The 25,795-nt window shown below is 55.3% G+C and carries 22 protein-coding genes; 3 read left to right on the top strand and 19 right to left on the bottom strand.

Features of this window, described 5'->3' with window-relative positions:
- Positions 1 to 12 precede the first annotated feature (12 nt).
- Positions 13 to 897 carry an ABC transporter substrate-binding protein gene (locus tag G5367_RS16835; RefSeq protein ID WP_421244792.1) on the top strand — a complete coding sequence of 295 codons (885 nt, stop codon included), beginning with the start codon at positions 13 to 15 and terminating at the stop codon, positions 895 to 897.
- On the top strand, positions 894 to 2,876 hold the full coding sequence (gene fhuB, locus G5367_RS16830; protein WP_421244750.1) for a Fe(3+)-hydroxamate ABC transporter permease FhuB: 1,983 nt from the start codon (positions 894 to 896) through the stop codon (positions 2,874 to 2,876). Before G5367_RS16835 ends, fhuB begins: the two co-directional genes overlap by 4 nt.
- 282 nt (positions 2,877 to 3,158) lie before the next feature.
- Here the strand turns inward: fhuB and G5367_RS16825 are convergent, their stop codons facing one another.
- The 19 genes from G5367_RS16825 to G5367_RS16735 all read right to left on the bottom strand — a co-directional run bounded on the left by G5367_RS16825 (position 3,159) and on the right by G5367_RS16735 (position 24,029).
- Complete coding sequence (locus tag G5367_RS16825) at positions 3,159 to 6,197, bottom strand: type I restriction endonuclease subunit R (RefSeq protein WP_421294721.1); 3,039 nt, start codon at positions 6,195 to 6,197, stop codon at positions 3,159 to 3,161.
- 3 nt (positions 6,198 to 6,200) lie between these two features.
- Positions 6,201 to 7,037, bottom strand: coding sequence for a DNA damage-inducible protein D (gene dinD, locus G5367_RS16820; protein ID WP_362840693.1), 837 nt, complete (start codon positions 7,035 to 7,037; stop codon positions 6,201 to 6,203).
- The gene (locus G5367_RS16815; RefSeq protein WP_268009958.1) at positions 7,030 to 8,430 is read right to left on the bottom strand and encodes a restriction endonuclease subunit S; all 1,401 of its coding nucleotides are present in this window, start codon (positions 8,428 to 8,430) and stop codon (positions 7,030 to 7,032) included. Before G5367_RS16815 ends, dinD begins: the two co-directional genes overlap by 8 nt.
- Positions 8,430 to 10,679 carry a type I restriction-modification system subunit M gene (locus tag G5367_RS16810; RefSeq protein WP_268009959.1) on the bottom strand — a complete coding sequence of 750 codons (2,250 nt, stop codon included), beginning with the start codon at positions 10,677 to 10,679 and terminating at the stop codon, positions 8,430 to 8,432. The genes G5367_RS16815 and G5367_RS16810 overlap by 1 nt, the downstream gene beginning before the upstream one ends.
- Before the next feature lie 26 nt (positions 10,680 to 10,705).
- Positions 10,706 to 11,632, bottom strand: a complete 927-nt coding sequence (locus G5367_RS16805) for a restriction endonuclease (protein ID WP_268009960.1) — start codon at positions 11,630 to 11,632, stop codon at positions 10,706 to 10,708.
- 425 nt (positions 11,633 to 12,057) lie between these two features.
- Positions 12,058 to 13,329, bottom strand: coding sequence for a replicative DNA helicase (locus G5367_RS16800; RefSeq protein WP_268009961.1), 1,272 nt, complete (start codon positions 13,327 to 13,329; stop codon positions 12,058 to 12,060).
- Positions 13,329 to 14,111 carry a Lin1244/Lin1753 domain-containing protein gene (locus G5367_RS16795; RefSeq protein ID WP_268009962.1) on the bottom strand — a complete coding sequence of 261 codons (783 nt, stop codon included), beginning with the start codon at positions 14,109 to 14,111 and terminating at the stop codon, positions 13,329 to 13,331. The genes G5367_RS16800 and G5367_RS16795 overlap by 1 nt, the downstream gene beginning before the upstream one ends.
- Positions 14,098 to 14,562 carry a hypothetical protein gene (locus tag G5367_RS16790; RefSeq protein WP_268009963.1) on the bottom strand — a complete coding sequence of 155 codons (465 nt, stop codon included), beginning with the start codon at positions 14,560 to 14,562 and terminating at the stop codon, positions 14,098 to 14,100. Before G5367_RS16790 ends, G5367_RS16795 begins: the two co-directional genes overlap by 14 nt.
- Before the next feature lie 7 nt (positions 14,563 to 14,569).
- A complete protein-coding gene (locus tag G5367_RS16785) occupies positions 14,570 to 14,806 on the bottom strand; it encodes a helix-turn-helix transcriptional regulator (protein WP_136502234.1) in 237 nt (78 codons plus the stop codon).
- A gap of 174 nt (positions 14,807 to 14,980) precedes the next feature.
- A complete protein-coding gene (locus tag G5367_RS16780; RefSeq protein ID WP_421294716.1) occupies positions 14,981 to 15,739 on the bottom strand; it encodes a hypothetical protein in 759 nt (252 codons plus the stop codon).
- A 347-nt stretch (positions 15,740 to 16,086) separates the two neighbouring features.
- A complete protein-coding gene (locus tag G5367_RS16775; protein ID WP_421294714.1) occupies positions 16,087 to 17,421 on the bottom strand; it encodes a tyrosine-type recombinase/integrase in 1,335 nt (444 codons plus the stop codon).
- Between the two features lie 343 nt (positions 17,422 to 17,764).
- Positions 17,765 to 19,126: a tRNA uridine-5-carboxymethylaminomethyl(34) synthesis GTPase MnmE gene (gene mnmE / locus G5367_RS16770; RefSeq protein ID WP_421244751.1), complete on the bottom strand. Its 1,362-nt coding sequence runs from the start codon at positions 19,124 to 19,126 to the stop codon at positions 17,765 to 17,767.
- A 98-nt stretch (positions 19,127 to 19,224) separates the two neighbouring features.
- Positions 19,225 to 20,871, bottom strand: a complete 1,647-nt coding sequence (yidC, locus tag G5367_RS16765; RefSeq protein ID WP_421244752.1) for a membrane protein insertase YidC — start codon at positions 20,869 to 20,871, stop codon at positions 19,225 to 19,227.
- A gap of 5 nt (positions 20,872 to 20,876) precedes the next feature.
- Positions 20,877 to 21,125, bottom strand: a complete 249-nt coding sequence (gene yidD / locus G5367_RS16760; RefSeq protein ID WP_075116235.1) for a membrane protein insertion efficiency factor YidD — start codon at positions 21,123 to 21,125, stop codon at positions 20,877 to 20,879.
- Positions 21,092 to 21,451 carry a ribonuclease P protein component gene (rnpA, locus tag G5367_RS16755; protein WP_005342318.1) on the bottom strand — a complete coding sequence of 120 codons (360 nt, stop codon included), beginning with the start codon at positions 21,449 to 21,451 and terminating at the stop codon, positions 21,092 to 21,094. The genes yidD and rnpA overlap by 34 nt, the downstream gene beginning before the upstream one ends.
- The gene (gene rpmH / locus G5367_RS16750; protein ID WP_005307156.1) at positions 21,451 to 21,585 is read right to left on the bottom strand and encodes a 50S ribosomal protein L34; all 135 of its coding nucleotides are present in this window, start codon (positions 21,583 to 21,585) and stop codon (positions 21,451 to 21,453) included. The genes rnpA and rpmH overlap by 1 nt, the downstream gene beginning before the upstream one ends.
- Before the next feature lie 269 nt (positions 21,586 to 21,854).
- Entirely contained in the window at positions 21,855 to 22,589 is a 735-nt protein-coding gene (locus G5367_RS16745; protein ID WP_421244753.1) for an amino acid ABC transporter ATP-binding protein, read from the bottom strand.
- Between the two features lie 12 nt (positions 22,590 to 22,601).
- Positions 22,602 to 23,270, bottom strand: coding sequence for an amino acid ABC transporter permease (locus G5367_RS16740; RefSeq protein ID WP_019445518.1), 669 nt, complete (start codon positions 23,268 to 23,270; stop codon positions 22,602 to 22,604).
- Positions 23,271 to 24,029 carry an amino acid ABC transporter substrate-binding protein gene (locus tag G5367_RS16735; RefSeq protein WP_421244754.1) on the bottom strand — a complete coding sequence of 253 codons (759 nt, stop codon included), beginning with the start codon at positions 24,027 to 24,029 and terminating at the stop codon, positions 23,271 to 23,273.
- A gap of 311 nt (positions 24,030 to 24,340) precedes the next feature.
- Between G5367_RS16735 and dnaA the strand changes: the two genes are divergently transcribed.
- A complete protein-coding gene (gene dnaA / locus G5367_RS16730) occupies positions 24,341 to 25,717 on the top strand; it encodes a chromosomal replication initiator protein DnaA (RefSeq protein WP_033115253.1) in 1,377 nt (458 codons plus the stop codon).
- Positions 25,718 to 25,795: the final 78 nt, after the last annotated feature.

Here is a 25,795-nt window from a genome sequence, read left to right as displayed (position 1 = left end):
TTATTGAAGAAGATGGCACTCTGCCTTATCAGCCTGCTGCTGCCACTAGCGGCGCAGGCCGACACATCCCCGATCGCCTCTGCATCGCTACCCCGTATCGCCACTGTCGACTGGACCATTGCCGAAACCTTGCTGGCGCTCGGGGTGACGCCGCTGGCGGTGGGGGATGTTGGCCCCTATCAGGCATGGGTTGGCGAGCCACGGCTACCCGCCGGAGTGGTGGATATCGGCCTGCGCACCCAGCCCAACCGCGAGCTGCTGGCGGAACTCAGACCCGATCGCATCCTCATCTCGCCGCTGGCGGCCCCGCTGGCGCCAACTCTTTCCCGCATTGCACCGGTGAGCACCATTGCCCTTTATGATGGGCAAACCGATCTGTGGCAGCGGTTGCACGAGGTGACCCTGACTCTCGCCCGTATGGTGGGCAAAACCGCCGAGGGCGAACGGCTGCTGGCCGGGCTGGATCGGGATCTCGCCAGCATGCAGGCCGGATTGCCTGCGGATCTGCCGCCCCTGCTGGTGGTGCAGTTTATCGATGAGCGCCATGTGCGGGTGTTTGGTCGCCACAGCCTGTTCGATGCGGTGATGACGCGGCTTGGGCTGCGTAATGGCTGGCAGGAGCAGACCAATGACTGGGGTTTCTCGGTGGTCAGCATCGAGCAGTTTATGACCTTGCCAACCGCGCGGCTGGTGGTGGTCGATCCCATCCCGATAGGGGTGAGCGAACGGCTGCATGAGCCTGGGTTGTGGCGGCATCTGCCGCTGGTAAGGCAGGCGCCCGTGCTGCATCTGCCTGCGGTCTGGAGTTTTGGCGGCGTACTTTCAGCCCGCCGTTTCGCCGGTCTGCTCAGCGATGCATTGCTGCAAGATGCCGAGCGTATGGAGGCGAGCCGATGAAGCGACTGCTCACATCGCCACTGCTGCGGCCGGTTTCGATCCTGCTGGGGTTGACCCTCTTGCTCGCGTATTGGGAGCTGGCTCGCCAGCTGCCCGGTGCGCTCTGGTGGCAGAGCCTCTTCGCCCCCAATCTGGATGATGTCAGCCAAGCGGTGGTGCATTTCAGCTGGCTACCCCGCTTGGCTGTCACCCTGTTGGCCGGGGCGGCGCTCGGGCTGGCGGGCATCCTGATGCAGCAGGTGCTGCGCAACCCGCTCGCTTCGCCCACCACCCTGGGGGTGGCCTCCGGTGCCCAACTGGCGTTGATGATGGTGACCCTGTTTGCCCCCTCTTGGTTGCTGCTGGGGCGGGAGTGGATCGCCATGGCCGGCGGCAGCCTTGCGATGGCACTGGTGTTTGCCCTGGCCTGGCGTCGCCAGCTCAATCCGGTCGTCATCGTCTTTGCCGGGCTGGTGATCAACCTCTATCTGGCGGCCATCAGCATGGGGCTTTTGCTGTTCTTTCAGGAGGAGCTGAAAGGCTTGCTGGTGTGGGGCAGTGGCTCGCTGGTGCAGAACAGCTGGAGCGGGGTGAGTTACCTGTTGCCCCGCCTGCTGGCAGCCGCTTTGCTGGCCGCAGTACTGGTGCGCCCGCTGGCGGTGCTGGAGCTGGATGATGCCAGCGCCCGCAGTCTGGGGGTCTCCCTGCAGCATCTGCGTTTTGCCGGACTGGGGCTGGCGGTGTTTGTCACCGCTTGCGTGGTGAGCGTGGTGGGGCTGATCGGCTTTATCGGGTTGGCAGCGCCCGCCATGGTGCGGCTGCTCGGGATCCGCCAGCTCGGCCAGCGGCTGCTGTGGGCTCCGATCCTCGGCGCCCTGCTGCTGGCGGCGACCGATCTGCTGCTGCAGAGTCTGAGTCGCTTCTGGCCAGTCTTGATCCCCACCGGCGCTATGACCGCTCTGCTGGGGGCGCCGCTGCTGCTCTGGCTGATCCCGCGCCTTGGCATCAAGTCGGGTGCGCCGAAGGCAAACGCCGGCCTGCTGGTGGCTCGCCATTCGGCACCGGCTCGCCTTATCGGCCTGTTGCTGGTCGGGCTGCTGCTGGCCGTGGTCGCCTCCCTGCTGGTTGGGCAGGGAATGACGGGCTGGAGTTGGCCAAGTTGGCTCCGCTGGCAGGCCCAGCTGGAGTGGCGACTGCCGCGCACTCTGGCTGCGGGGGCGGCTGGCGTACTGCTGGCGCTGGCGGGCACTCTGTTGCAGCGGGTCAGCAACAACCCGATGGCGAGCCCAGAGTTGCTGGGGGTGAGCGGCGGCACCTTTATGGGGGTGATAGCCACGGCGCTGTTGCTGCCTGCATTGCCCTTGCCGCTGATGCTGGCCGGTGGCCTGCTCGGTGCCTTCGGCTGCCTGTTGCTGCTGGTGGTGGTCAATCGCAAACATGGCTTCCAGCCGGAGCGGATCCTGCTCTCAGGGATCGCCATCACGGCACTGTTTGAGCCGCTGCAGGCCATTGCGCTGGCCAACGGTGACCTGCGGGTGCAGCAACTGCTCTCCTGGATGTCCGGTTCCACCTACTACGTCACCCTGCCGGTGGCTTATGGGTTGGCGGGGCTGGCGCTGTTGATGCTGGTCGCCTGCCTGTTGGTGAGCCGCTGGCTCGATCTGATGCCGATGGGGAGTGCTGTAGCGACTGCGCTTGGCATTCGCCTCAACCGTGCCCAGCTCGCCATCTTGCTGCTGGTGGCCGTGCTCACTGCCAGCGCCACCCTGGTGGTCGGGCCGCTCTCATTCGTCGGCCTGTTGGCGCCACATATGGCCAAGCTGATGGGGTTGGTGCGGGCACGCTGGCACCTGCTTGGGGCCGCCGCTTCCGGCGCCCTGTTGATGGTGTCGGCGGACTGGGTCGGCCAGCAGATCCTCTTCCCGCAGGAGGTGCCGGTCGGGCTGGTCTCCACTTTGTTAGGGGGCGCTTACTTCATGTGGTGCCTGCGTCGCCTCTAGGCTTGTGGACAAAAAACGCACAACAAAAAGCCCGGGATGAACCCGGGCTTTTTGTTGTCTGCTGTGCGGAGAGTTACTTGCCGATGCAGAAGCTAGAAAATAAACATAACTATCTGTAAATAATGGGTTTTATGTTTTGCTATTGATCCCCATGGGAACAAATATGGGAACACTTGTTGAAAGCGCCCCCACTCAACATTACTCCCCACACAAGCTATCGGCTTGGGCCTGCAAGGAGCCAGATCTTAGCACTAGCACCTTGCTGACTCGTTTGGGAGGGGATCAGTTATCGTTCTTGCTTCCCCTCACTTGCTGGTAGACCGCTTGCATCAAATGGCTAGCAGCAATACCCCTGAACGCTTCGTCATTCATCAGGCGTACAAAGATATCTTCATTTCCGTCCATGCGTTCAATGAACAGTTTTTCAAGCTGCTTGTTAAATACGGGTTCGAAGTTTTCAATGCTGTTGGCCATAACTGCCTGCCGTAGCTGCTCGTTGGCCACCGCCGTTTCACGAACTTGGTCGAAGAAAAGCTGATCAGCAGGAGTAAATTCTGTACCAAAGCGCTCATTCAGCTTGCCAACTAAAGTTGATAGCTGTACGTCTTCTTCAGCTTGCCCAGTGCCTACCTCGGTGGGTCCATACAGTGAATCTGGTTCACCGATCTTCAAATCTATCGCGCCCTCACTGATTTTTTGTAGACGGTAGTACTTGAGTTCAACTTCGTCGTCTACCTGCACCGTACGATTGTCAGTTTCGTATGGCAGTTTGGTCAGCAAGAAGCGGGCATAGGTGTAGAGTTTCTCGTGATCGGAGTCCTGGTACGGCACGATCTGAGAAACAAAGCTGTAAAGATTGCGGAAGCTAATCAGTTGCCCTTTGAATAGATTCTGGTCCTCTTCTTCGATGGCCTTGAATCGTTCAATCACCAAATCGAGCAAACCATTTAATTTCTTATGTTCGCCACCAGTGGGGTTTAACCGGTTTCTGAACCAGATTTCGCACCAGGCATCTACATCGCTCTTAGTGAATATCTTCCAGTTGAAGAGTGTATGAGCCAGTGTGTTGAGCTGCTGAGGATCGGTGTCCTCGCCCTTGTCAGTTTTCTCATAATAGGGTTTGAACGCCGTATAAATGTCTTCCGGTGCATTAACAAAATCGAGAACGAAAGTATCTGTTTTGCCTCGTGTTGTACGATTGAGGCGCGACAATGTTTGTACCGCTTGAATACCAGATAAGCGCTTGTCGACATACATGCTGTGCAACAGTGGCTGGTCAAATCCCGTTTGGTATTTTTCGGCCACCAGCAAGACTTGGTATTCCTCGGTATTGAATTTTTCCGGCAGCTCGTTTTCCTTGATGCCGTTATTCATACCTACTTCGGTGAACTTCTTGTCCTCAAACTCTTTAAGCGCAATTTCGCCAGAGAATGCCACCAGTGATCGCACATCGGTGTATCCCTTGTCCTTGATGTACTTGTCGAAGCCCAGTTTGTAGCGTACGGCGTGCTCGCGTGAACCCGTTACCACCATCGCTTTGGCTCGACCGCCAATTTTGTGCCGAGTATGGGTGCGGAAATGTTCCACGATCACTTCCACTTTTTGCGCTATCTCGTAGTCGTGAAACTCGATGAAGCGTGCCAGTGCCCGGGCTGCCTTGCGGCGGGGCACCTCGGGATCTGCTTCCACCTTCTGGATCAGTTTGCAGTAGCGCTTGTAACAGGTGTAGTGCGCCAGCACATCGAGAATAAAGCCCTCCTCGATAGCTTGCCGCATGCTGTAGTGGTGAAATGGTGCCTTGCCATTGGGGCCTGGCTCGTTGAACACAGCCAAGGTCTTGAACTTAGGGGTGGCGGTGAAGGCAAAGAAACTCAAATTGGGCTGTTTGGCGCGTTTGAGCTGTTCACGAAGTAACGCCTTCTTCGCCTCTTCGCTCAAGGCATCGTCGTCCATATCCAGCAACTGCTCGGCTATTGCTGCTTCAATGCCGTCCCTGTTCAGGATCTTACGCAGTTCCATCGCCGTTTCGCCGCTCTGTGAGCTGTGCGCCTCATCCACGATCACGGCAAAACGCTTGCCTGCTGTCGAGATAGCGACGCCCTTACCATTAGCCTCCATCGTACGGATGGCTTGGGTGATGAAGGGAAACTTCTGGATGGTGGAAATAATGATCGGCACACCATCAGCCAACGATTTGGCCAACTGTTGGGTGTTCTCGTCAATCTTCTGTACTACGCCCAGCTTGTGCTCAAACTGGAAGATAGTGTTTTGTAACTGTTGGTCTAGTACGCGCCGGTCGGTGATGACGACGACCGAATGAAAAATCTTTTCGTTGTTAGCGTCATGAAGACTGGAGAGGCGGTGTGCAAGCCAGGCAATCGAGTTCGATTTGCCTGAACCTGCTGAGTGCTGAATGAGATAGTTATGTCCCGAACCATGTGCCTGCGCATGATCGGTCAGTGTCCGTACCGCATCTAACTGATGATAGCGCGGGAAGATCATCGTTTCCTTGCTATGACGCTTGATGCCCTTTTCGGTAACGACACTCTTTTCCTGAACATCCAAATGGATGAAACGGGCCAAAATGTCCATCAAGCTGTTGCGGGTCAACACTTTGTGCCAAAGGTATGAGGTTCGTACATCACCTGCGGTTGGAGGGTTGCCTGCACCGTGGTCATGGCCCAGGTTGAACGGCAGGAAGAAGGTATCTTTGCCTTCCAGCTTGGTGGTCATGAACACCTGCTCAGTATCCACTGCAAAATGCACCAAGCAGCGCTGCTTGAAGGCGAACAGCAACTCTTTGGGGTCGCGCTCAAAACGATATTGGTTCTTGGCGTTTTCCACATTCCAGCGTGTGGCTGACATGGTGTTCTTCAGCTCTAGCGTGGCTACTGGCAAGCCATTTACCGCCAACACGACATCGAGGATAGCGCCACTTTTGGTTTTCACTTGCCGAACAATGGTCAGACGGTTGTCGTCAAAGCGTTCTGTACTGGCGGGGTCCAGCCCTGTATTGGGCGCGAAGTAGGCCAGCCGTACTGTCTTACCCACGCACTTAAAGCCCTCACGTAAGACACTCAAGGCGCCCTTGGCGGCAAGCTCTTTAACCAAGCTATCCAGCAGCATTGCGGGCGCCTTGTTGGCATCAAGCTGGGTCAGGCGTGTCCAGATCTTCGGTTGGGTTTTCTGCACAAAAGCGACGACATCTGCAGGAAACAGGGCAACATCCGAGTCGTAAGTGCTGGGATCACCTTTATCAAAGCCGCCTTGGCTGACCAGTGCATGTTCGATGTCATTTTCAAAGTCGATTTCTTTGTGCATGGGCTATTTCCCCTCCAGCTTTTTCTTGCCAAGCTGTTGGATACTTTGCTCTGGGGTCGGCAATGCTTCGGGCATAGTCCCCCCCAGCTCTTGTATGGTCTGGCGAACTTTTTGCCCGACTTCAAAGTGAGTTTGATTGGCCTGCCGCTTGCCTTGGACCTGATCGCGGCGCAACTTTTCTTCTGCCTGTGTGGCGCGGAACAAGTTGGCCGCCAACTCGGTACTGCCCATATGATCCAGAATTTTTTGGCTCTTCTTTAAACCTTTGCGTGCATGAATGTCTTTGGCTCCCAAGCCGCCATACAAGCCCTTGTAACCGTGGTCCTGAAAAATGGCGTAGTCCAACGGCGTTGCAACACCAGCATCTTTGGCCGCTGCTGCCAGGTACTTGTTGTGCTCTGCTAGCTCATTGCGTATAGCCAGTCGCTTTTCATTTTCACCCAGCTGGGCAAACTTGACGTTGTCTTCCAGCTCTTGACGCCTAGTTTGCAAGGCAAAATAGGTTTGACCGTTGGCAATCACGGGTTTGGAGGGGTCACCGTTTTGCACAATCAGATAGCAGGCGTAGCGCGACAGGCGCACATCTTCCACTTGCCGCTTGGCCCCAGAGCCGATTTCGACCATATCGAGGATATCCTCGAAATGGTCAGCTACCGCATACTGGCTGTTGTGGCAGGCCTCGCGGGCCTTGGTGATCACCGGCAAAAAATGGCGGTATTCAGAGTATTCCAGCACCTTGGCCAACTGCCTTGCTGACCAAAATTCATTGCCTGCCTCGTCGACTTGGCGAATGCCTTCAAAGGTGGCGTGGTGCTGGGTCGAAATGCTGGATTTAGGCATGAGATGGCTCCGTTGCGATGGACGAGTCAGGGATTTGAAAACCACGCACGTCGATTTTGCCGGTTACGGTATTGGTGATTAGAGCCGAACGATACTCTTGGAGCCGTCCAATCACCTCAAGTATTTTTGCTTCTTGCGCGTCTACATCTTCAATCTTCTTATTCAGCAGGGTAGATATTGTCTTTTGCTCGTCAATTGTTGGTGGCAAAACGAGCTGATACCCCTTCACTGATGATTGTGGAATGTTGTTCGCCAACCCATCTGCTCCACTGATCGATAATTCAATCTGGTCACGTAGATACTTGGACTTCATTAAAAGAATGAAGAACTCAGGATCAATAGTGTCCCGTTCAAGCGTAATTCGATAAGTCTTATCTGAAAAAATCAGTTTTGGTCGGCATTTTCTTACCATCGCAACAGAGCCAATCAAATGCTTTGATCCACTGGCTCTGCACATCAAAATGTCTCCTGCGTGTACCTCAAGTGAGGGGATGGGATCAATACTTGGCGGCAACGTTTTATGTGCGCGCTCTTGGAATACTCCATAGTTAACACAGCCTGATTTCAAGACACCCCATTCATCTAGTGATGCCTCTCGCTCGTCACAAGAAGGGCTCCATCCCTGTTCAAATTTATAAATGACTCGAGCCATCGACATCCGTTGCCAATGTGCTGGTATGTCACCCAACCAAGCAGATCCTGAATCTTTCATTGGCACTGACGGATCAAGCCCCTTGGTGACGGCATGGCTGATCAACGCCATGCGCTTTTCCGCCAGTTTATCCAGCAGGGACTGTTGCTTGGCGATCAGGGCATCGATCTGTGCGGTTTTAAAATCGAGGAAGCGGGCGATGGTTTGCTGCTCTTCAAACGGCGGAAGCGGGGTAAATGCGTTGGCGATTGCATGCTGAGGTAATCCGAAACGCGTGACTCCATTGGCTGCAACTGTAAATTGCGCATTGAACCCCTTCGATTGAAAAAGTCGAAATAGATAACGGCCATGCAAGTCAATGGGTTTGATCTGCGTAAGGTGATATCCGCAAACAAGGCCTTCGACATCTTCAGCGATGCAGGCAGGAACAGCTATATCTTCAGGCGTTTCTGAATCCTTGGTAACGATCACATCACCGACATCAACTTTGAATTTTTTAATCTCTGCTTCAGTTGCAGAGGCTTGCATAAATTCCAATCGACTGTCGATGTACTCGTTCTTGTAAACATCCGTGTAGTTGCAAAGAATTACTGGTTCTTCACCCTCCACGGTTTTTTTGTCGACATTACTGGGTTGAATCGTCGCCAGAAACTTCAGCTTCTTAGTACCCCAATGCGTCGGAATATCACCAAGCCATGCCGAACCAGAGCTTTTAAGGTGTTCATAGGTATTGATTTTCATCACACCACCTCACCCAGCATGGCCACAATATCTTTTTCCAGTTGACTGATTTCTGCTGCAATATCTTTCAGCGGGCGCGGCGGCTGGTAGACATAGAAGTGGCGGGTCAACGGGATTTCATAGCCCACTTTGGTCTTGCTGTGGTCGATCCAGGCATCGGGCACGTGCGGCAGGACTTCGGCCTTGAGGTAGTCTTCGCAGTGCTCTTTGACTAGTGCTAACAGCTGGTCGTGGCCGGTTTCGTTATCAAAACCCAGCGGCAGCGGCAGGGTGATGTCGCTCGGTAGCGGAACAATCTCGGTATCGCGCAGCTCAGGGTCAGGCTCGTTAAAACCCTTGTTATCGCGGCAGATGTCCGCCTGGGGATCGCGCTCGGATAAAGCGGCCAAGATCGCCTTCTTCACGGGTGCTCCAATCTTGATTCCTGCTACCTTTAAGGCGGCGTCCAGAACAGCAACAAATGCGGGGCGACTTGTGTATATCGTTGCTGCATCCATGCCCTGTAGGGTTTCGAGGATAGCCGCTTGGGTAGCTTTTCCTGCCGCCACCTCTTCGGCATGCGCAGCTTCGCTCTTGCGCTTTTTGCTGGTGGCCAGATTGGCAAAGGCGCTCTGGCCAGCAAGCCGGGCGACACGTTCGGTGCTGACTTGGAAATTGAGGCGTAGCGGGCGCTCGACGGTGATCTTCAGGAAGCCAAATTCGCGGTTCTCGAAGAGCTTGCTGCAGGTGCGTTCCACCGTCTGCGGCTTGCCATCGATGGTCTCGATCACTTCACTCTTTGCGTCGTGCTCATACTCGGCATACAGGCGCACCAATTCCTTGATATGTTCATCCGAGAGCTCGTTACGCTTGTTGCCCAGGCTCTTGTCCATCTTCTTGAAGTGGCGGGTGCCATCGATAAGTTGCACCTGGCCTTGGCGATGAACGGGCTTCTTGTTGGTGACGATCCAGACGTAGGTGTAGATGCCTGTGTTGTAGAACATCTGGTCAGGCAGGGCGATTATGCTATCCAGCATGTCGCGTTCGATAATCCAGCGGCGGATATTCGATTCACCGGAACCAGCATCGCCGGTAAACAGGGGTGAGCCATTGAACACCACGGCGATCTTGGAGCCATCACCACCCAGATTATTGCCATCGACCAGTTGGGGCGGCTGATGCATCTTGGAGATCATGTGCTGCAAAAACAGCAGCGAGCCATCGTTGATGCGTGGCAGACCTGCGCCAAAACGGCCATCAAAGCCTTGCTGTTGGTACTCTTCACGCACGAACTCTTCTTCCGGTTTCCATTCCACGCCAAAAGGCGGGTTGGCCAGCATGTAGTGGAATTTCTTATCCGAGTGACCGTCGTGTGGCACAAAGCCATTCGTCTTGTTCTTGGCGTCCTTGATACCTAGGGTGTCGCCATAGATCAGGTTGTTGATTGGCTCGTCTTTGATCAACAGGTCCGAGCAGCAGATGGCATAGGACTCTGGGTTGTATTCCTGACCGAACAACTCAATGTTGGCATCCGGGTTAAGGCCGTGAGTCACGCCATCGCCACAGATGAACTTTTCTGACTCGGACAACATGCCGCCAGTGCCCGCCGTTGGGTCGTACACGCTGCGGTAGATACCTTTTTCATAAATATCGTCCTCGCCAGTGAATAGCAACTGCACCATCAGACGAATGACTTCGCGTGGGGTGAAGTGATCTCCGGCCTCTTCGTTGGCTTGCTCGTTGAATTTGCGCACCAGCTCTTCGAACAGGTAGCCCATCTGCAAGTTGCTGATGACCTTGGGTGACAAGTCGATATCTTGAGAGCAGAACTCCCGGATGATCAGAAACAGCCGATTAGCCTCGTCCAGCTTGGCGATCTCGGCTTCAAACTCAAACTTGTCAAAGATGTCGCGGGCGCGTGGCGAGAAACCCTGAATATAGGCGATCAAGTTGCCCGCGATATTGGGAGCATCCCCCAGCAGCTTTTCAAATGTGAAGCCGCTGGTGTTGAACAGCTCTTGTTTGCGATCGGTTGCGGCAATGCGCGACAGTGCTTTGTCCAGCGCAGGGCCGGTGATGCCCTTTTCTTCCAGACGTTTCTTTTCGTCCAGCACCTTTTGCTTGTTTTCGGCCAGCACCAGATCGAAGCGGCGCAGGACAATCAGCGGTAGCATGACCCGGCGATACTGAGGCGGACGATAGGGGCCACGTAGTTTGTTGGCGATATTCCAGATAAAACCAACCAGGTTTTGGTGTTGATCATTTTGCATGAGAGATTCCCGAAAAAATGCGTTGTTTAATCTTCTGAAAAGTAATCGGAGTCCAGCGCCTTGATGGCGAAGACCTGACGGGTGGAAACACCCACGTTGTGTTCAATCATCAGGGCGGTGAGACGAGAGCCGTCGATCAGCACTATGCGCTTCTCAATCAATCCCACATATTCCTGAGCCTCACGGCTAAAGCCGGAGGTAGTGATAAAGACCCCTTTGCGCGCCCTGTGTAGATCGAGGGCACCGGCAAAGGCTTGTATCTCGGGACGGCCGACGGTCTTATCTGTGTAGCGCTTGGCTTGCAAATAGATGGAGTCGAGCCCCAGCTTATCTTCCTTGATGATGCCGTCGATACCGCCATCACTGCTGGAGCGAGTAGTTTGCCCCGCCTCCTGCCCACTGCCGCCATAGCCCATGGCCACCATCAGATCGACCACCAGTTGCTCAAAGAAGCGGGGGGACAGGGCCAGCACCTCAGCCAGCAGCTCATCTGCCAGGGAGAGGTTGAGGGAAGTTAGCGCCTGCTCAATCAGTTCTTGTGGGGTGCTGGCCGGGATATCGGTGAGTGTCGCCAAGTCTTGCTGTGTATTCCCTGCGGGTTCATTGGATGCTTTGGTAAAGGCAATGAACTCGTTGAACTGTGCCAGATAGTGATTATCGATCGTATGGCCCGATTGCAGTGCAGCTTTGCCCCGTTCGGTGATAAGGCAAATCCCCCGTTTTGGTTGCTCAATCAGCCCGGCTTTAACCAGATAAGTCTTGGCCCAGCCGACGCGGCTGCGCAGCGTGGTTTGCCGACCGCTTGGCAGGGTATCTGCCAGTTGCTCAGGGGTGAAGGCATAGTGTTGGCAAATCAGCTCGAATACGTCTCGTAAAGGGCGGGTAACTCCATCGGCCAACACTTTGAGCACCACCGGCATCATGGCTTCATAGCTGGGCAAGGTTTCTTTCATCGGGCGACCAGATCCAGACAAAACAGGAGCTTATCTTGTCACAGCAGTCAACTAGGGGCCAGTGGATGGATCAGAATTGGGCTGGTGGCCGATGATTATCACCTGCTCTACTCTACGCGCCCATTGGCGCATGGTTGCTAGCGAGCAAACACCGCATTGACGATGTGATTAAATAATGGCATTCGCGCGCCCGCGCGCGTTACTGGTCGCATAAGTCATTTATGTTATGAATGGGGCTAAATCGAAAATCTGGTTCTATATAGATTTTATATTGCGTGTTCGTATCTAAATTTAGAGTGTGGTGCTTATTTTGTTTCTTTGTATGGATAAATCGTCTGACGCATCAAGCGTGAGCCAGAAGGTGAACATGCCTCGATAAATGAGGAATAAAAGACAAAACCCGCTGGTGGGCGGGTCTTGGTCAGTTAGTAGAAACGCATATTGCGCCCCTCGAACATCAGTGGCACACCGCCCGTTCGACCATCTCTCACTTTGTCGAATACGGCTCTTACCTCTGTGTCATCCGGCTCGCGGTGAATGCCCAGGATAACAGCGGCATCTTTCTCCGCTTGGCTCGAATCTGCAATGTCTCCCTTTTTCGGGATCTTGTTTTCGCGCTCATCAACGGCCCTCGTTGCCTGGGCGAGGCTCACGATCGGCAAGCCAAGCTCCTTGGCAAGCTGACGCAGGCGACCGGAGACAGTGGCTACTCGCTTGCGGTCATCACCCAGACTGTCAGGATGGTCAATGTCTTGGAGATAATCCACGTAAAGGGCCTCGATCCCGTTTTGACGCTTCCACTTGCGGGCAATCGCTTCAATGTCACTGATCGAAATACGCGGCGCATGGAGTACTTGCAGGCGATCCCCAATCTTGGTCATCCACCCATGCCCTTTGGCGCTGTGCTTGGCCGCATCCATGTCGTTCAGTTTACCAGCCTTGACCAATGCCACGGTCACGCCGCTAGTCAGCGCTGCAAGGCGAGTACCAACGTCTGCCCCCGGCATTTCAGCAGAGATAAGTCCAATCCTGCGTCCGTTATTAAGGTTGGCGGCGGTCATGCTCAGCAGCAGTGCTGTTTTCCCCACACCAGGGCGGGCGACAATCACGGTCAGGTAGCCAGCGGGACAGCAAGTGACGGCATCCAGAGACGGGATCCCGAACGGCATTCCCATCAGTTCACCACGAGCGGCGCGGTCCTCGGCTTCTTGGGCAAGCTCGGACAGCTGGGGCCCGTTGCTTTCGTACTCGTTGCCGTCATCATCGACGGCAACCAGGTCGGAAACCAATGCGGATACATCCAGATCGCCTTGGGCAGCCTTTGCGGTGGCTGTCAGCAGCAGATTATGCACCTTGCGGCGGGCAGCCTTGGTCTTGATTGATTCTGCGTAAAGGTGTGCGTTTGCCGTGCTTACTCCCACCTTGATCAGCTCGATCAAGTAGGCAGATCCACCGACGCGATCAAGGTCTCCCCGTTCTTTAAGGGCCTCCGTCAAGGTGCCAAGATCAAGTGTATAGCCATCACGGCAAACGGCTTGGCAGGCATCAAAGATGATGCGGTGAACGTTACTCTCGAAGTGGTTGCGGCGCATACCGTGGGCGTCGAAGATTTCCGGCTGGTTGCGGCTAATCACGCTTCCAATAAAGTATTGCTCGGCGTCAAAGCTGCTCAGCTTATTGTCGTTGGTGTGCGTCATTAGTTGTACCCCTCGAACATCTTGATCGGGGTATCTGCAGCTTGATGGCGGTGCTGGGGGCTGCGACCCGGTTCTTTGTCGGCCCGGCGGATCCAGTTCCTCCAGGTAGCTTGCCAGTCGAGCTTAAAGGCCTCCTTTCCTGGCTTGGCGATCCAAAAGTCAGCAAACGTCAGGGCTTCGCGGGCAATGTCGCTTTTCGCCAGGTGTTTGGCCTCATGCACCGCCCAATGGATCCAATCATCGGGAACGGCGAAGCCTTCGGGAAGGCGAGTGCCCTTGGGGTTTACCTTAGCTTTGTCATTACTGAAGAGGGCACCCTCCTGCTTAGCAGGAGGCAAATCACTAGACGTATTCTCTTCTTTTTTCTTCTTATATTGCATGACTCCATCATGACTCAAACATGATGAGGTCATGATCCCATCATGCCCCTTTGCGCGAAGTTCCCCGATTACTGTTCTCATAGCCGGGTTGCTGGTCATGGATTGGTCCAAGCGACGGGCTAATTTCATGCAAGTAATTGCCCCCTCACGTTCTTCAAGCAAACCCAGCTTGATGAAGTAACGGAGAATTTCCTCCACCCTGGCCGGTGTGCTGCCGGTATTACGAGCGACAATCCTGACGTCGTGTTCAAGCTGGAATGTCAGGCTACCGAACTCGACCTTGCCCGCGATCAACTCAAGGCAGTACCAATAGAGACCATAGCCCTCAAGGCCATAGTCCAGCAGTACATTTTGGAGCTTGGCGTCTTGATTGGCGTCAGTGTCGTGTTTAAACCACTTCATTGCCGCCCCCCTTTTTGAACCACGCCCGCATCAAGGCGAACCCGCGCTTGTAGACCTCTTTGCGATCATAATCCTCCAAGGTCTGGTTGATCTGGACCAAATCGGGGAGCTCGATATTGACACTACAAGCAACCAGGCGGGCGGCGCTGCGATGGGATTTGCCACGCTCACTCTCGACGGGATCACCAGCGGGAAGGTTGAGAAAGGGGGCGCTGGTAACACCCGCCACGATCTCCACAAGCGGCAGGGGGTAAGTGTTCAGTTTCACGCCAGCCGCGTGCCATTTCGGCGCAGCAGCTATGGCTGCCGAAATGATCAAGTTATACAGCTCCACCCCACTCATGCCTGACAGGTTGAAGGTGATTTTGGGTGAAGTGGTGTCCTGATCCTTTTCGCTCTGGGCATCAACGTATTGCAGCGCCTCGCGGTAGTTGCCGATTTTGGTCATCATCAGCCTCCTATGCCTTGCGGCTCTTTTGGATTTGGGCGATGAGCCAGGCTTCCACTTCCTCTTCAACCCAGCCGACGGCCTTCGCACCAACAGAAACCGGCTTGGGGAAGGAAGGATCGTAATCCCTGGGGCGCTTCAGGTTGGGGCGCAGTTTGGCGTAGATAGTCGAGCGAGAAAGCCCTGTGCGGGCTTCAACCTGTTTGCGACGAAGAATAGTCAGTGCGGGTTTGATCTGTACGGCCATGTTTCGCTTTCTCCAGTTGAAGGTGAAGCGTCCCGGAACGGCCCGGGACATGGTTTCGTACAATATGCATCGGGATTGCCTAGATCGAAGAAACTCAGCAAGTTTTCTGGGCATGAGTTTTCCGCCAACTGGGAAAACTCGCCTATTATTTTTCGCTCGAGTTTTCTTGCTTTTTTATCTAAATTTCCCCTTTAGCGCTTTGTTTACATCGTCATAGGTCACGATAGTATCGGGTGAGTTGATAACCACGTTAGCCACAATGGCCATTGCTTGCATGAGTGGCTTTGTCAAAGTGAAGTGGTACTGCTTAGCCAGTAGGTATCCAAAGGCCCTCAAGTATTCTGATTTCTGGCTATGCTGCCTTGAACTAGTCGCTGCTTCGATCACATCAGACTGGCTCGGTCTGAAATCACCCATCACGTTTGCCAGCGTACCAAGCATTGCTGTGAGTGTGGGGGCTGTATCCCATGCATAGCGCAAGCTATTCCTAAGCTCTTCTGCCGGGTCGATAACAATACTTTTGTCAGCAGGCATAAATTGCACGTTAAGGGTGGGGAAGGGCTCGTCGCTGACTAATGTTGGTTTTGCCTTGGGTATCTCTCGCTCCGGCTGGTCGCCGAGCAGGTAGCCCCGCTGGCCACGCCACATATACAGATTACGTCCCCGATCTGCGTGGTTGTCGGTTTGCCGTAGTAAAGCTGGGATTGAATAGAGCTCATCCGGGCCGCTGATGCCAATATCCGAAAAGTGGTCAATTGCGTTAATCACAGTCTTTATTGAGTTGACTACCACGCCAGCCTGATCCGCAGCCCGCTTCGATTTGTCACGTGATTTTGCAAAGTCTTGGTGCGCAGCCCATGCCGCTCGGATGAAGTTTTCCCACTGCTGATCGTCGCTAAAAATACGCGTCAGCAGGGCGAATGGCTCTGCCATGCGCGGATCTTGTCCTAACCGGCAAAGGCAGGCCACCTCGACAGCGACACTGTCCCTATGTGCCAAGGCTTCGGCCCTTTGTATTCTCAAACTTGGTAGGTAGTCTTCTCGGCCTCGCTGTAGGAACGATTCAATCGTTCGATGCCTGATAAGATTTCTTCCGCATTAGCGAGGGATGAAGCCCACCCTTGTTGTTCCCGTGAATCTCCTTCAATCAACGTTGTTATTAATACCCGGACCGCTGCCGGGGTGTATGCTGGAAAGTCCATCTTAGCGCTCTGTTATGGTGTCCTCGGCTGTTCCGGTCTGTATACAGGGGTTAGCGTCTGGCGAGTTGAGATAATGGTTTATGTTGTCGATTGGTACGATTTTCCAAAGGGGCCGATGATGACCTTGCCGCGACCATCCTCAATCTGGCTATCCACGAAGTCAGCCCACCATTGCAGCATTTTCCGTCGTGGATCCAGATATTCGGCTTTGTTATAGATGCCTGCCACACCTCCAACCTCATGGGCTAAGGCTTTCTCGATCCACTTGGAATTGAAGTGACCAGATTCATTCAGCTGAGTTGACGCCGTTCTGCGGAAGTCGTGAATGACAAAGTCCCTTACCTCGATGTCCAGTGTTCGAACTGCGACATTTAGGGTGGATTTAGAGATGGGCTTGTGCAGATCGCTGCGACTAGGAAATACCCATTCAGAGCCGCTTGATAACCCCTTCAACTCCTCGAACATAGCGACAGCTTGCCGAGATAGAGGAACGAGGTGGGCTTTGCTCATCTTCATGCGTTCGCCAGGAATTTCCCATATCGCCCCCTCAAGGTTGAACTCTTCCCAGCGGGCTTCGATCAGTTCCGATTTACGAACCATGCACAGGATGAGCAGGTGTAGGGCCAGCTTATGGGCGCGCTTCATGTTGGAGTGATAGATAGTCCGCAACAGGATTCCGATTTCATCTGGCCTCAGGGCCATGTCCCGGCTTCTCGCTCTGGCGATATATTTCGCCTCGATAGCCGTGGCAGGATTGAAGGTGATCTTTTGCCGCCCGATGGCATAGGAAAACAGCCGCTTCAACACGTTACGGGTTTGCAGCGCCATTTGATCGGCACCGCGATTTTTGATCTTGTCAGTAATGGAGAGGATGTCAGTGACCGTCACATCGGTGATTTGCTTGCTGCCAATCGCCGGGATCACGTCCTTTTCCAGAATGCGCTTGATGTTGCGAGGGTTACTGTTCGCGGGTTCGGCAATTTTGGCATACCAGTGCCAAGCAAACGCTTCCACCGTATCGCCCGCTCTGAGCGCTTCCTCTTTCTCTCTAGCTTTCTCGACAGCCTTCAAGCACCACTCGCGGATAAACAACTGGGCCAGATCTCTGGCTCCGAGGGTGGCGTCACCAGGGATAGGATCGCCTCGCTTCAAGGCCATTGGGGAGAGGCCACGACCGGCTAATGCTTTACAGTCATCGCGCCAGCTACGGGCTTCGGAGAGGGAATAGGCAGGATAGTTGCCCAATGTGATTTTTTCTTGCTTGCTACCACGCCCACCGACTCGGTAACGCAGTCGCCACACCATTGACCCACCCGGCATGACGTCAAGATGAAGTCCACCTTCGTCGGTTTTGGTGTATGGCTTTTCGCCCGGTTTGAGATTTCGTAGCTTCGTATCCGATAGAGCCATCATTCACCTCCATTTGAGCCCCGTGTTCCCATGGGAATTGCATTACCATGGGAACACCAATCATCATGGGAACACATCTCTGCAGGCCTTTATCCATAAGGCATGCGGCGATATTCCATCCTCCATGTGTTCCCATGAAAAGTGATATCTCCATCTCAAAAATAGACCACTTGGGAACACATCCGACCATTCATGGGAACACATTTTTTGATCATGGGAACAAATATGGGAACACATATTGGTGGATTTCTGCGGAACGTACAAGACAGAAAAAGAACAAAAAGCCCGCAATTACGCGGGCTTATGGGTTGTTTGCGGAATAATTAGGACCATTCAGGAACCGGAATTATTTTCCGATGCAGAAGCTGGAGAAGATACGGCCCAGCAGATCGTCGGAGCTGAATTCGCCGGTGATCTCGGAGAGGGACTCCTGCGCCAGGCGCAACTCTTCGGCCACCAGCTCGCCGGCCACGAACACTTCCAGCTGCTCCTTGGCCACCAGCAGGCGCTCGGCAGCACGCTCCAGCGCATCCAGATGGCGGCGGCGGGCCATAAAGCCCCCTTCGGTGTTGCCCTGGAAGCCCATGCAGGCTTTCAGGTGCTCGCGCAGGGCAGGCAGCCCCAGCTCGGTCTTGGCGGAGATACGGTAGACGGCGTGGCCCTGCTCCTGGCTCGGTGCCAGATCCTCGCCTGTCAGATCGGCCTTGTTGCGAATGACGGTGAGGCCGATGTTTTTTGGCAACCGATCAACAAATTCCGGCCAGATCTCCCGCGGGTCGACCGCATCTGTGGTGGTGCCATCCACCATAAACAGCACCCGATCGGCCTGTTCGATCTCGGCCCAGGCTCGTTCGATACCGATCTGCTCCACCTTGTCCTGAGTGTCGCGCAGACCGGCGGTATCGATGATGTGTAGCGGCATGCCATCGAGATGGATGTGCTCGCGCAGCACATCGCGGGTGGTGCCAGCGATCTCGGTGACGATGGCCGACTCGCGCCCCGCCAGGGCGTTGAGCAGGCTCGATTTGCCAGCGTTGGGACGACCGGCGATCACCACCTTCATCCCTTCCCGCAGCAGGGCGCCCTGTTTGGCTTCCGCGCGCACGTCGTCCAGCTCGGACATGATGGTGTAAAGGTCGCCCGCCACCTTGCCGTCGGAGAGGAAGTCGATCTCCTCGTCCGGGAAGTCGATGGCCGCTTCCACATAGATGCGCAGCCGGATCAGGCTCTCCACAAGCTGCTGGATTTTGCTGGAGAACTGCCCCTGCAGGGAGTGCATTGCGCTGCGGGCGGCCTGTTCGCTGGAGGCTTCAATAAGGTCAGCGATGGCTTCGGCCTGGGCCAGATCCAGCTTGTCGTTGATGAAGGCGCGCTCGCTGAACTCGCCGGGGCGGGCAGGGCGGATGCCATCGATTTTCAGAATGCGGCGGATCAGCATGTCCATGATGACGGGGCCGCCGTGGCCCTGCAGCTCCAGCACATCCTCGCCGGTGAAGCTGTTGGGGGCTTTGAACAGCAGGGCGATGCCCTGATCCAGTACCTGGCCTTGCTCATCCTTGAACGGCAGATATTCGGCGTAGCGCACCCGCGGGAGCTTGCCGAGCACTATCCCGGCGACCTGTTCGGCGGCGGGGCCGGAGACCCGGACTATGCCGACGCCACCACGGCCTGGCGCGGTGGCCTGGGCCACGATCGTATCTGTTGTCATCTTGCTTGGCTCGTTTGTTCGCTGATAGGAAAACGTAGTGGGGACATTGTAATAAAAAAGGCGGCCCGAAGGCCGCCTCTTTTGTCATCACGGGAAGATTAGCTGCGTGAATGCAGTCCTTTCTTCTCCAGCTGACGATAGATGATGGTCTGCTGGATGATGGAGATGACGTTGCTCACCAGCCAGTAGAGAGTCAGGCCAGCCGGGAACCAGAGGAACATGAAAGTGAAGATGATCGGCATGAACTGCATCACTTTCTGCTGCATCGGGTCGGTTACGGTGGTAGGGCTCATCTTCTGCAGATACCACATGGAGGCACCCATGAGGATTGGCAGCACGAAGAAGGGGTCCTTCACTGACAAGTCAGTGATCCACAGGGCAAACGGCGCGTGACGCAGTTCAACGGACTCCATCAGTGCCCAGTAGAGGGCGATGAAGATCGGCATCTGAACCAGGATCGGCAGGCAGCCACCCAGCGGGTTGACCTTCTCCTTCTTGTACAGCTCCATCATGCCCTGAGACATCTTCTGGCGGTCATCGCCGAAGCGCTCACGCAGGGCCGCAATCTTGGGTTGCAGCATGCGCATTTTGGCCATGGAGGTGTACTGGGCCTTGGTCAGCGGGAACATGATGCCGCGCACCAGCAGGGTCAGCATGATGATGGCCAGGCCCCAGTTCTGGACGAAACCGTGGAACACGGTCAGCAGCCAGTGCAGCGGTTGGGCGATGAACCACAGCCAGCCGTAGTCGACGGTCAGGTCGAGGTGGTTAGCCACCTTGGCCATCTGGTCTTGCAGCTTGGGACCAACCCACAGCTTGCTGGTCACTTCAGCCTGTTGGCCGGCAGCCACGTCAACCAGCGGCGCCTTGTAACCGATGATGGCCTGGCCTTTGCCCGGGATCATACGGCTGTAGAAGCTGTTGGTATCGTCGGCATTTGGTGCCCAGGCAGAGACGAAGTAGTGTTGCAGCATGGCGACCCAACCACCTTTGGTGGTCTTGTTCAGGTCGGCATCCTTCATCTCGTCGAAGGTGTACTTCTTGTAGCGGGTATCTTCAGTGGAGAAGGCACCACCACGGTAAGCGCTGGCTACCATGGCATGACCTTCCTGATCCTTCGGTGTGGCTACGGTCTGCTTCAGCTGACCATAGAACTGCACCTGAACCGGCTCGGCAGATTTGTTGTCGATCTTGTAATCAACGCCAACGGCATAGTCGCCACGCTTGAGGATGAACTCCTTGGTGAAGACAACGCCCTTGCTGTCGGTCCAGGTCATCGGAACGACGACTTGATCCTGACCATCGGCCAGCTGATAGCTGGTCTGGGCGGCTTCATAGGTAGGACGACCTTCGGCCTGACTGTCCGGACCGTTGCGACCCACCAGACCGCTCTGGGCGATATAGAGGTGCTCAGGCTTGCTGGTCAGCAGCACGAACGGTTGGTCCTTGCCCTCTTCCAGTTTGTGAGACAGCAGTTCGGCAGACACGATGTCGCCACCCTGGGTGTCCAGGGTCAGCTTGAGCACGTCAGAGGAGACGGTGATCAGCTTGCGTGCTGCAGTCGCGTTGGCTTGCTCGGAAACCTGAGGAATATCACCGGTCTGACCGGCTTCAGGTACGAAATGTTCGGTTTGGGCCACGGTAGTCGGGGCCGGCTTCGGAGCCTTGTCGGACTCCCACTGTTGCCAGAGCAGAAAGCTCACGAACAGCAAACCGATCAGGAGTAGATTGCGTTGTGATTCCATAGTTTTCAGTTTCTTCGCTTTGGTTGCGGAACCGGGTCATAACCACCCTCGGATAAGGGATGGCATTTTAATAGACGTTTGCTGGCTAACCAAACGCCTTTTATGAAACCGTGAAGTCGGATGGCTTCTATCGCAAATTGGGAACAAGTTGGGGTAAAACGGCAGCGCGGCCCGAGCAGAGGGCTAATGATTAGCTGATACAGGCGTATCAGTTTGATAGCTACCCATTGCAACGGCGTGACAGGGTGCGCCATAGCTTTTCCAGTAACTTGAACAGTTCCTCGTTATCCATCTCTTTCACACCGGCCTTGGCGATCACCACTATGTCGATAGCGGGCAGCTGATGTTGTTTGAGGCGGAAACTTTCCCGAACCACCCGTTTGACACGATTACGCCAAACGGCACGCTTGAGTGCTTTTTTGGGCACAGCGAGACCAAGACGAGGGTGTTCGAGCGAATTGGGAGAAGCGAGAAGGGTAATCTGCGGAGAGGCGGCCCGGACAGGCTCGGCGAAAACGCGTTTGAAGTGTTCGGGAGTTAACAGACGTAACTCCCGAGAGAAGGTGTGCTGGGTAGGCATTAGACTACCAGGCGGGCACGACCCTTGGCACGACGAGCGGCCAGAACTTTACGACCGTTGGCAGTTGCCATGCGGGCGCGGAAACCGTGAGAGCGCTTGCGCTTCAGGTTGGACGGTTGAAAAGTACGTTTCATGATTCGATTCCGTATTCTGTACAGTTTTGATTGTCACACTTAGCCGACGCGCCAGCTATAGCGTGTGACGACTAGCAAAAGAGGCCGAATTCTAAACAGAGTTCGGCTTTTAGTCAATCCGCCGTTCCCTCTCATCCTGCCGTGGTCTTGAAAAGGCCGCTGCCGAGCGTGAGGATCCAGAGGATCAAGGGCTCCGGATTATACTGGCAACCCGGGGTTAAACAAGGGATCCCTCAATAAAAAAGGCGGCCAGGCCGCCAAAGAGAGAGCTATTTAAGGACTTTCCGCAAGAACTCCCGGGTACGGGGATCCTTGGGATCGACCAATATCTGATCCGGCGGGCCCTGCTCGACGATCCGCCCCCCTTCCATGAAGATCACCCGATCGGCAACATCACGAGCAAATTCAATCTCATGAGTCACCACCACCATGGTCTGGTGCTGGCGGGCCAACTCTTTCATCAGTCCCAAAACCTCGTCGACCCACTCGGGATCGAGGGCCGAGGTGGGCTCGTCAAACAGGATCACCTTGGAGTGTGCCGCCATGGCGCGACCAATGCCGACCCGCTGCTGCTGGCCGCCGGAGAGGGAGGCCGGATAGGCATCCTGCTTGTCGGCGAGGCCAATGTCCTTGAGGATGCCGAGCGCTGTGGCACGGGCCTCCGCTTTTGGCTGCTTCCAGACGGTGATCAGCCCTTCGGCGATGTTGTCGAGCGCCGTCTTGTTGGCAAACAGGGCGTAGTTCTGGAACACGAAGGAGGCCCGTTTGCGCAGCTCGATCGCCTGCTGTTCGCTGGCCTTGGCCAGATTCAGCTCGAGATCGTCGATGGCAAGGGTGCCCGCATCCGGGATCTCCAGCAGGTTCAGGCAGCGCAACAGGGTCGACTTGCCGGTGCCGGAGGGGCCGATGATGACGACAATTTCCCCCTTTTTGACCTCCAGATCGATGCCGTTGAGCACCTGATTGCCGTGATATGCCTTGGAGAGGCCGGTTAGCTTGATCATGAACGCCCTCCTTTAATAGGCACGGTTGAGACGGACTTCCAGCAGATGCTGCAAGCGGGTAAAGAAGATCACCACCACCCAGTAGATCAGCGCCACCGCCATAAAGCTCTCGAAGAACTTGAAGGAGGAGGAGGCTTCCATCTGCGCTTTGCCCATGATCTCGGCCACTCCCAGGGTGAAGGCCAGCGAGGTGCTTTTGATCATGTCGATGAAGTAGTTCATCAGCGACGGAGTGGCGATACGGGCCGCCTGCGGCAGGATGATCCGCTGCATCGCCTGATAACGGCTCATGCCGATACTGAGCGCCGCTTCCATCTGGCTTTTGTGAATGCCGAGGATGGCTGCGCGGATCGACTCGGCCATATAGGCGGCGAAGTGCAGGGTCAGACCGACGATGGCGGCAGTAAAGGCATCCATCCCCACGAAGATTGGGAACAGCTGCGGCAGTCCGTAGTAGAGCAGGAACAGCTGAACGAGTAGCGGTGTACCCCGAAAGAACGAGATATAGAGCATCGCCAGCCAGTGAATCGCAGGGACGCGAAACACCCGTACTATCGCCAGGGCCAGTGAGAGTACGAGTGCCAGCACGAATCCCCACAGGGCCATTTCCATCGTGGTGCCCAGGTATTTGAGCAGGATGGGAAACAGCCCCAGCGTGTATTCGAGGTCAAATTCCATCATTTATTTGTCGGTGATGTCGGAAGCGAACCATTTCTCGGAGATCTGACGCAGGGAGCCATCCTTGCGCATGGCAGTCAGGGCCTCGTCGACCTTCTTCAGCAGCGCCTGTTTCTCCGGGGTCTTCAGGAAGGGCAGGGCGTTCTCGATAGTCTCGAACGGTGCGCCTGCCTGTTGCAGCGGCAGCTTGGACTCCTTGATCAGCTGGGCGGTGGAGACGCGGTCCATCACGAAGGCATCGATGCGACCCAGGGCGACATCCTGCTCGAAGGCGGAGTCATAGGTGCGGATGTCGATCTTCTTGTTCGGGTCGTTCTTGCGCAGCAGCTCTTCAAAGTTGGAACCCAGGTTCACGGCCACCTTCTTGCCTTCCAGATCCTTGATACCGTGGATGGTGCTGTTGCCCTTGCGTACCACGATCTGGGCGCCGTCATAGACGTAAGGCTGGGAGAAGTCGTACTTGGCCTTGCGCTCGTCGGTGATGGTGATCTGGTTGGAGATGGTATCGACACGGCCGGTTTCCAGCATGCCGAACAGGCCGGAGAAGCTGGCGGTAACGAACTCGACCTTGTAGCCGGTGCGCTCGCCGATCTGGTTCCACATATCCACTTCAAAGCCCTGCAGCTTGTCCTGCTTGACGAAAGTGAACGGGAAGTACTTGCCGGACATGCCGACCTTGATGGTCTCCTGGGCGATGGCCTGACCAGACAGGGTTGCCAACAGGATGGCTGCGCCGGAAATAAGCTTGATGGAAGTTTTCATGGGGTTTCTCTCTCTAAATGTCTTGTATTTGTAGTTGTAATAACTGCTTTGGCCCTGATGTTATTGGAATAAAATTTAAAAAATAAATGACATTTGGTTATATGAAATAACAGGAGTGCAGCACGAGATCCGCCAGTTGCAGCAGTGGATCAAGCTGTGGGTAACTTTGGGGATGAAAGATGATCCGGAGGCGCTGGATCCTTGAAAGTCAAGGATCTTATTTGCTGGATCCGCGGGGTCACGGCTGGAGATCCGGCGGCTAAAAACGTAGAATAGCCGGTCTTTAGTTAATCAATCGACAGGAGTTTAGAGTGACTGCTTCGCTATGGCAGCAGTGCCTTAACCGGCTGCAAGATGAGTTGCCCTCGGCAGAATTCAGCATGTGGATCCGGCCGCTTCAAGCGGAGTTGAGTGACAATACTCTGACCCTGTATGCACCGAATCGCTTCGTTCTGGACTGGGTACGAGACAAGTACCTCATCCGGGTGAACGGCATCATTAACGAACTTTGCGGGGTCGATGGCCCCGCCCTGCGTTTTGATATTGGCAATCGTCCTCACCCCGTTACCGTCGCTGCAAGCAGAGCGCCGGCGCAGGGTGCTGCGCCTGTGAATAACTTGCAGAAGAGCTGGGAAAGCAAGCCTGAAACCAAGCCCGAGCCGAATCACAAGAGCAACACCAACGTGAACTATACCTTCGAGAATTTCGTCGAGGGTAAGTCCAACCAGTTGGCTCGTGCGGCGGCCCGTCAGGTGGCGGACAATCCGGGTGGCGCTTACAACCCGCTGTTCCTCTATGGCGGTACCGGTTTGGGTAAAACCCACCTGCTGCACGCCGTTGGCAATGCCATCAAGGAGAGCAAAAAAGATGCGAAAGTCATCTATATGCACTCCGAGCGGTTCGTGCAGGACATGGTGAAAGCGCTGCAAAACAACGCCATTGAAGAGTTCAAGCGTTACTACCGCAGCGTCGATGCCCTGCTCATCGATGACATCCAGTTCTTCGCCAACAAGGAGCGCTCCCAGGAGGAGTTCTTCCATACCTTCAACGCTTTGCTCGAAGGCAACCAGCAGATCATCCTCACCTCTGATCGCTATCCGAAAGAGATCAACGGTGTCGAGGATCGCCTCAAGTCCCGCTTCGGCTGGGGACTGACCGTGGCGATCGAGCCGCCTGAGCTGGAGACTCGCGTCGCCATCCTGATGCGCAAGGCGGACGAGAACCAGATCCACCTGCCGGACGAAGTGGCCTTCTTCATTGCCAAACGGCTGCGTTCCAACGTCCGTGAACTGGAAGGGGCTCTCAACCGGGTAATCGCCAACGCCAACTTTACCGGTCGCGCCATCAACATCGACTTTGTACGCGAAGCGCTGCGCGATCTGCTGGCGTTGCAGGAGAAGCTGGTCACCATCGACAATATCCAGAAGACGGTGGCGGAGTACTACAAGATCAAGCTTGCGGATCTGCTCTCCAAGCGCCGTTCCCGCTCCGTGGCCCGCCCGCGCCAGCTGGCGATGGCACTGGCCAAGGAGCTGACCAACCACAGTTTGCCGGAGATAGGTGATGCCTTTGGTGGCCGTGACCACACTACCGTTCTTCATGCCTGCCGCAAGATCGAGCAGCTGAAGGAGGAGAGTCACGACATCAAGGAGGACTATTCCAACCTGATCCGTACCCTTTCTTCCTGATAACGGAATCGAGTGGACAGATGCAGCGCGAATATTCCAACCTGATCCGAATCTTTTCCTCCTAATCACAACGGAGAG

The organism is Aeromonas sp. 604282 (assembly GCF_049170575.1).
GTDB lineage: Bacteria > Pseudomonadota > Gammaproteobacteria > Enterobacterales > Aeromonadaceae > Aeromonas > Aeromonas veronii_A.
Note: the sequence above shows the minus strand (reverse complement) of the source record. Positions and strands in the feature narration are given on the sequence as shown.

What these genes read in the sequence shown, in the direction of transcription:
- G5367_RS16775 (WP_421294714.1), bottom strand. Translation starts at nt 17,421, where the DNA reads ATGATGGCTCTATCGGATACGAAGCTACGAAATCTCAAACCGGGCGAA.
- mnmE (WP_421244751.1), bottom strand. Translation starts at nt 19,126, where the DNA reads ATGACAACAGATACGATCGTGGCCCAGGCCACCGCGCCAGGCCGTGGT.
- rpmH (WP_005307156.1), bottom strand. Translation starts at nt 21,585, where the DNA reads ATGAAACGTACTTTTCAACCGTCCAACCTGAAGCGCAAGCGCTCTCAC.
- yidC (WP_421244752.1), bottom strand. Translation starts at nt 20,871, where the DNA reads ATGGAATCACAACGCAATCTACTCCTGATCGGTTTGCTGTTCGTGAGC.
- G5367_RS16805 (WP_268009960.1), bottom strand. Translation starts at nt 11,632, where the DNA reads ATGAAAGAAACCTTGCCCAGCTATGAAGCCATGATGCCGGTGGTGCTC.
- G5367_RS16735 (WP_421244754.1), bottom strand. Translation starts at nt 24,029, where the DNA reads ATGAAAACTTCCATCAAGCTTATTTCCGGCGCAGCCATCCTGTTGGCA.
- yidD (WP_075116235.1), bottom strand. Translation starts at nt 21,125, where the DNA reads ATGGCGCACCCTGTCACGCCGTTGCAATGGGTAGCTATCAAACTGATA.
- G5367_RS16780 (WP_421294716.1), bottom strand. Translation starts at nt 15,739, where the DNA reads ATGGCAGAGCCATTCGCCCTGCTGACGCGTATTTTTAGCGACGATCAG.
- G5367_RS16785 (WP_136502234.1), bottom strand. Translation starts at nt 14,806, where the DNA reads ATGGCCGTACAGATCAAACCCGCACTGACTATTCTTCGTCGCAAACAG.
- G5367_RS16795 (WP_268009962.1), bottom strand. Translation starts at nt 14,111, where the DNA reads ATGAAGTGGTTTAAACACGACACTGACGCCAATCAAGACGCCAAGCTC.
- G5367_RS16790 (WP_268009963.1), bottom strand. Translation starts at nt 14,562, where the DNA reads ATGATGACCAAAATCGGCAACTACCGCGAGGCGCTGCAATACGTTGAT.
- G5367_RS16825 (WP_421294721.1), bottom strand. Translation starts at nt 6,197, where the DNA reads ATGCACAAAGAAATCGACTTTGAAAATGACATCGAACATGCACTGGTC.
- G5367_RS16800 (WP_268009961.1), bottom strand. Translation starts at nt 13,329, where the DNA reads ATGACGCACACCAACGACAATAAGCTGAGCAGCTTTGACGCCGAGCAA.
- G5367_RS16815 (WP_268009958.1), bottom strand. Translation starts at nt 8,430, where the DNA reads ATGAAAATCAATACCTATGAACACCTTAAAAGCTCTGGTTCGGCATGG.
- G5367_RS16745 (WP_421244753.1), bottom strand. Translation starts at nt 22,589, where the DNA reads ATGATCAAGCTAACCGGCCTCTCCAAGGCATATCACGGCAATCAGGTG.
- G5367_RS16740 (WP_019445518.1), bottom strand. Translation starts at nt 23,270, where the DNA reads ATGATGGAATTTGACCTCGAATACACGCTGGGGCTGTTTCCCATCCTG.
- dinD (WP_362840693.1), bottom strand. Translation starts at nt 7,037, where the DNA reads ATGCCTAAATCCAGCATTTCGACCCAGCACCACGCCACCTTTGAAGGC.
- G5367_RS16835 (WP_421244792.1), top strand. Translation starts at nt 13, where the DNA reads ATGGCACTCTGCCTTATCAGCCTGCTGCTGCCACTAGCGGCGCAGGCC.
- rnpA (WP_005342318.1), bottom strand. Translation starts at nt 21,451, where the DNA reads ATGCCTACCCAGCACACCTTCTCTCGGGAGTTACGTCTGTTAACTCCC.
- G5367_RS16810 (WP_268009959.1), bottom strand. Translation starts at nt 10,679, where the DNA reads ATGCAAAATGATCAACACCAAAACCTGGTTGGTTTTATCTGGAATATC.
- fhuB (WP_421244750.1), top strand. Translation starts at nt 894, where the DNA reads ATGAAGCGACTGCTCACATCGCCACTGCTGCGGCCGGTTTCGATCCTG.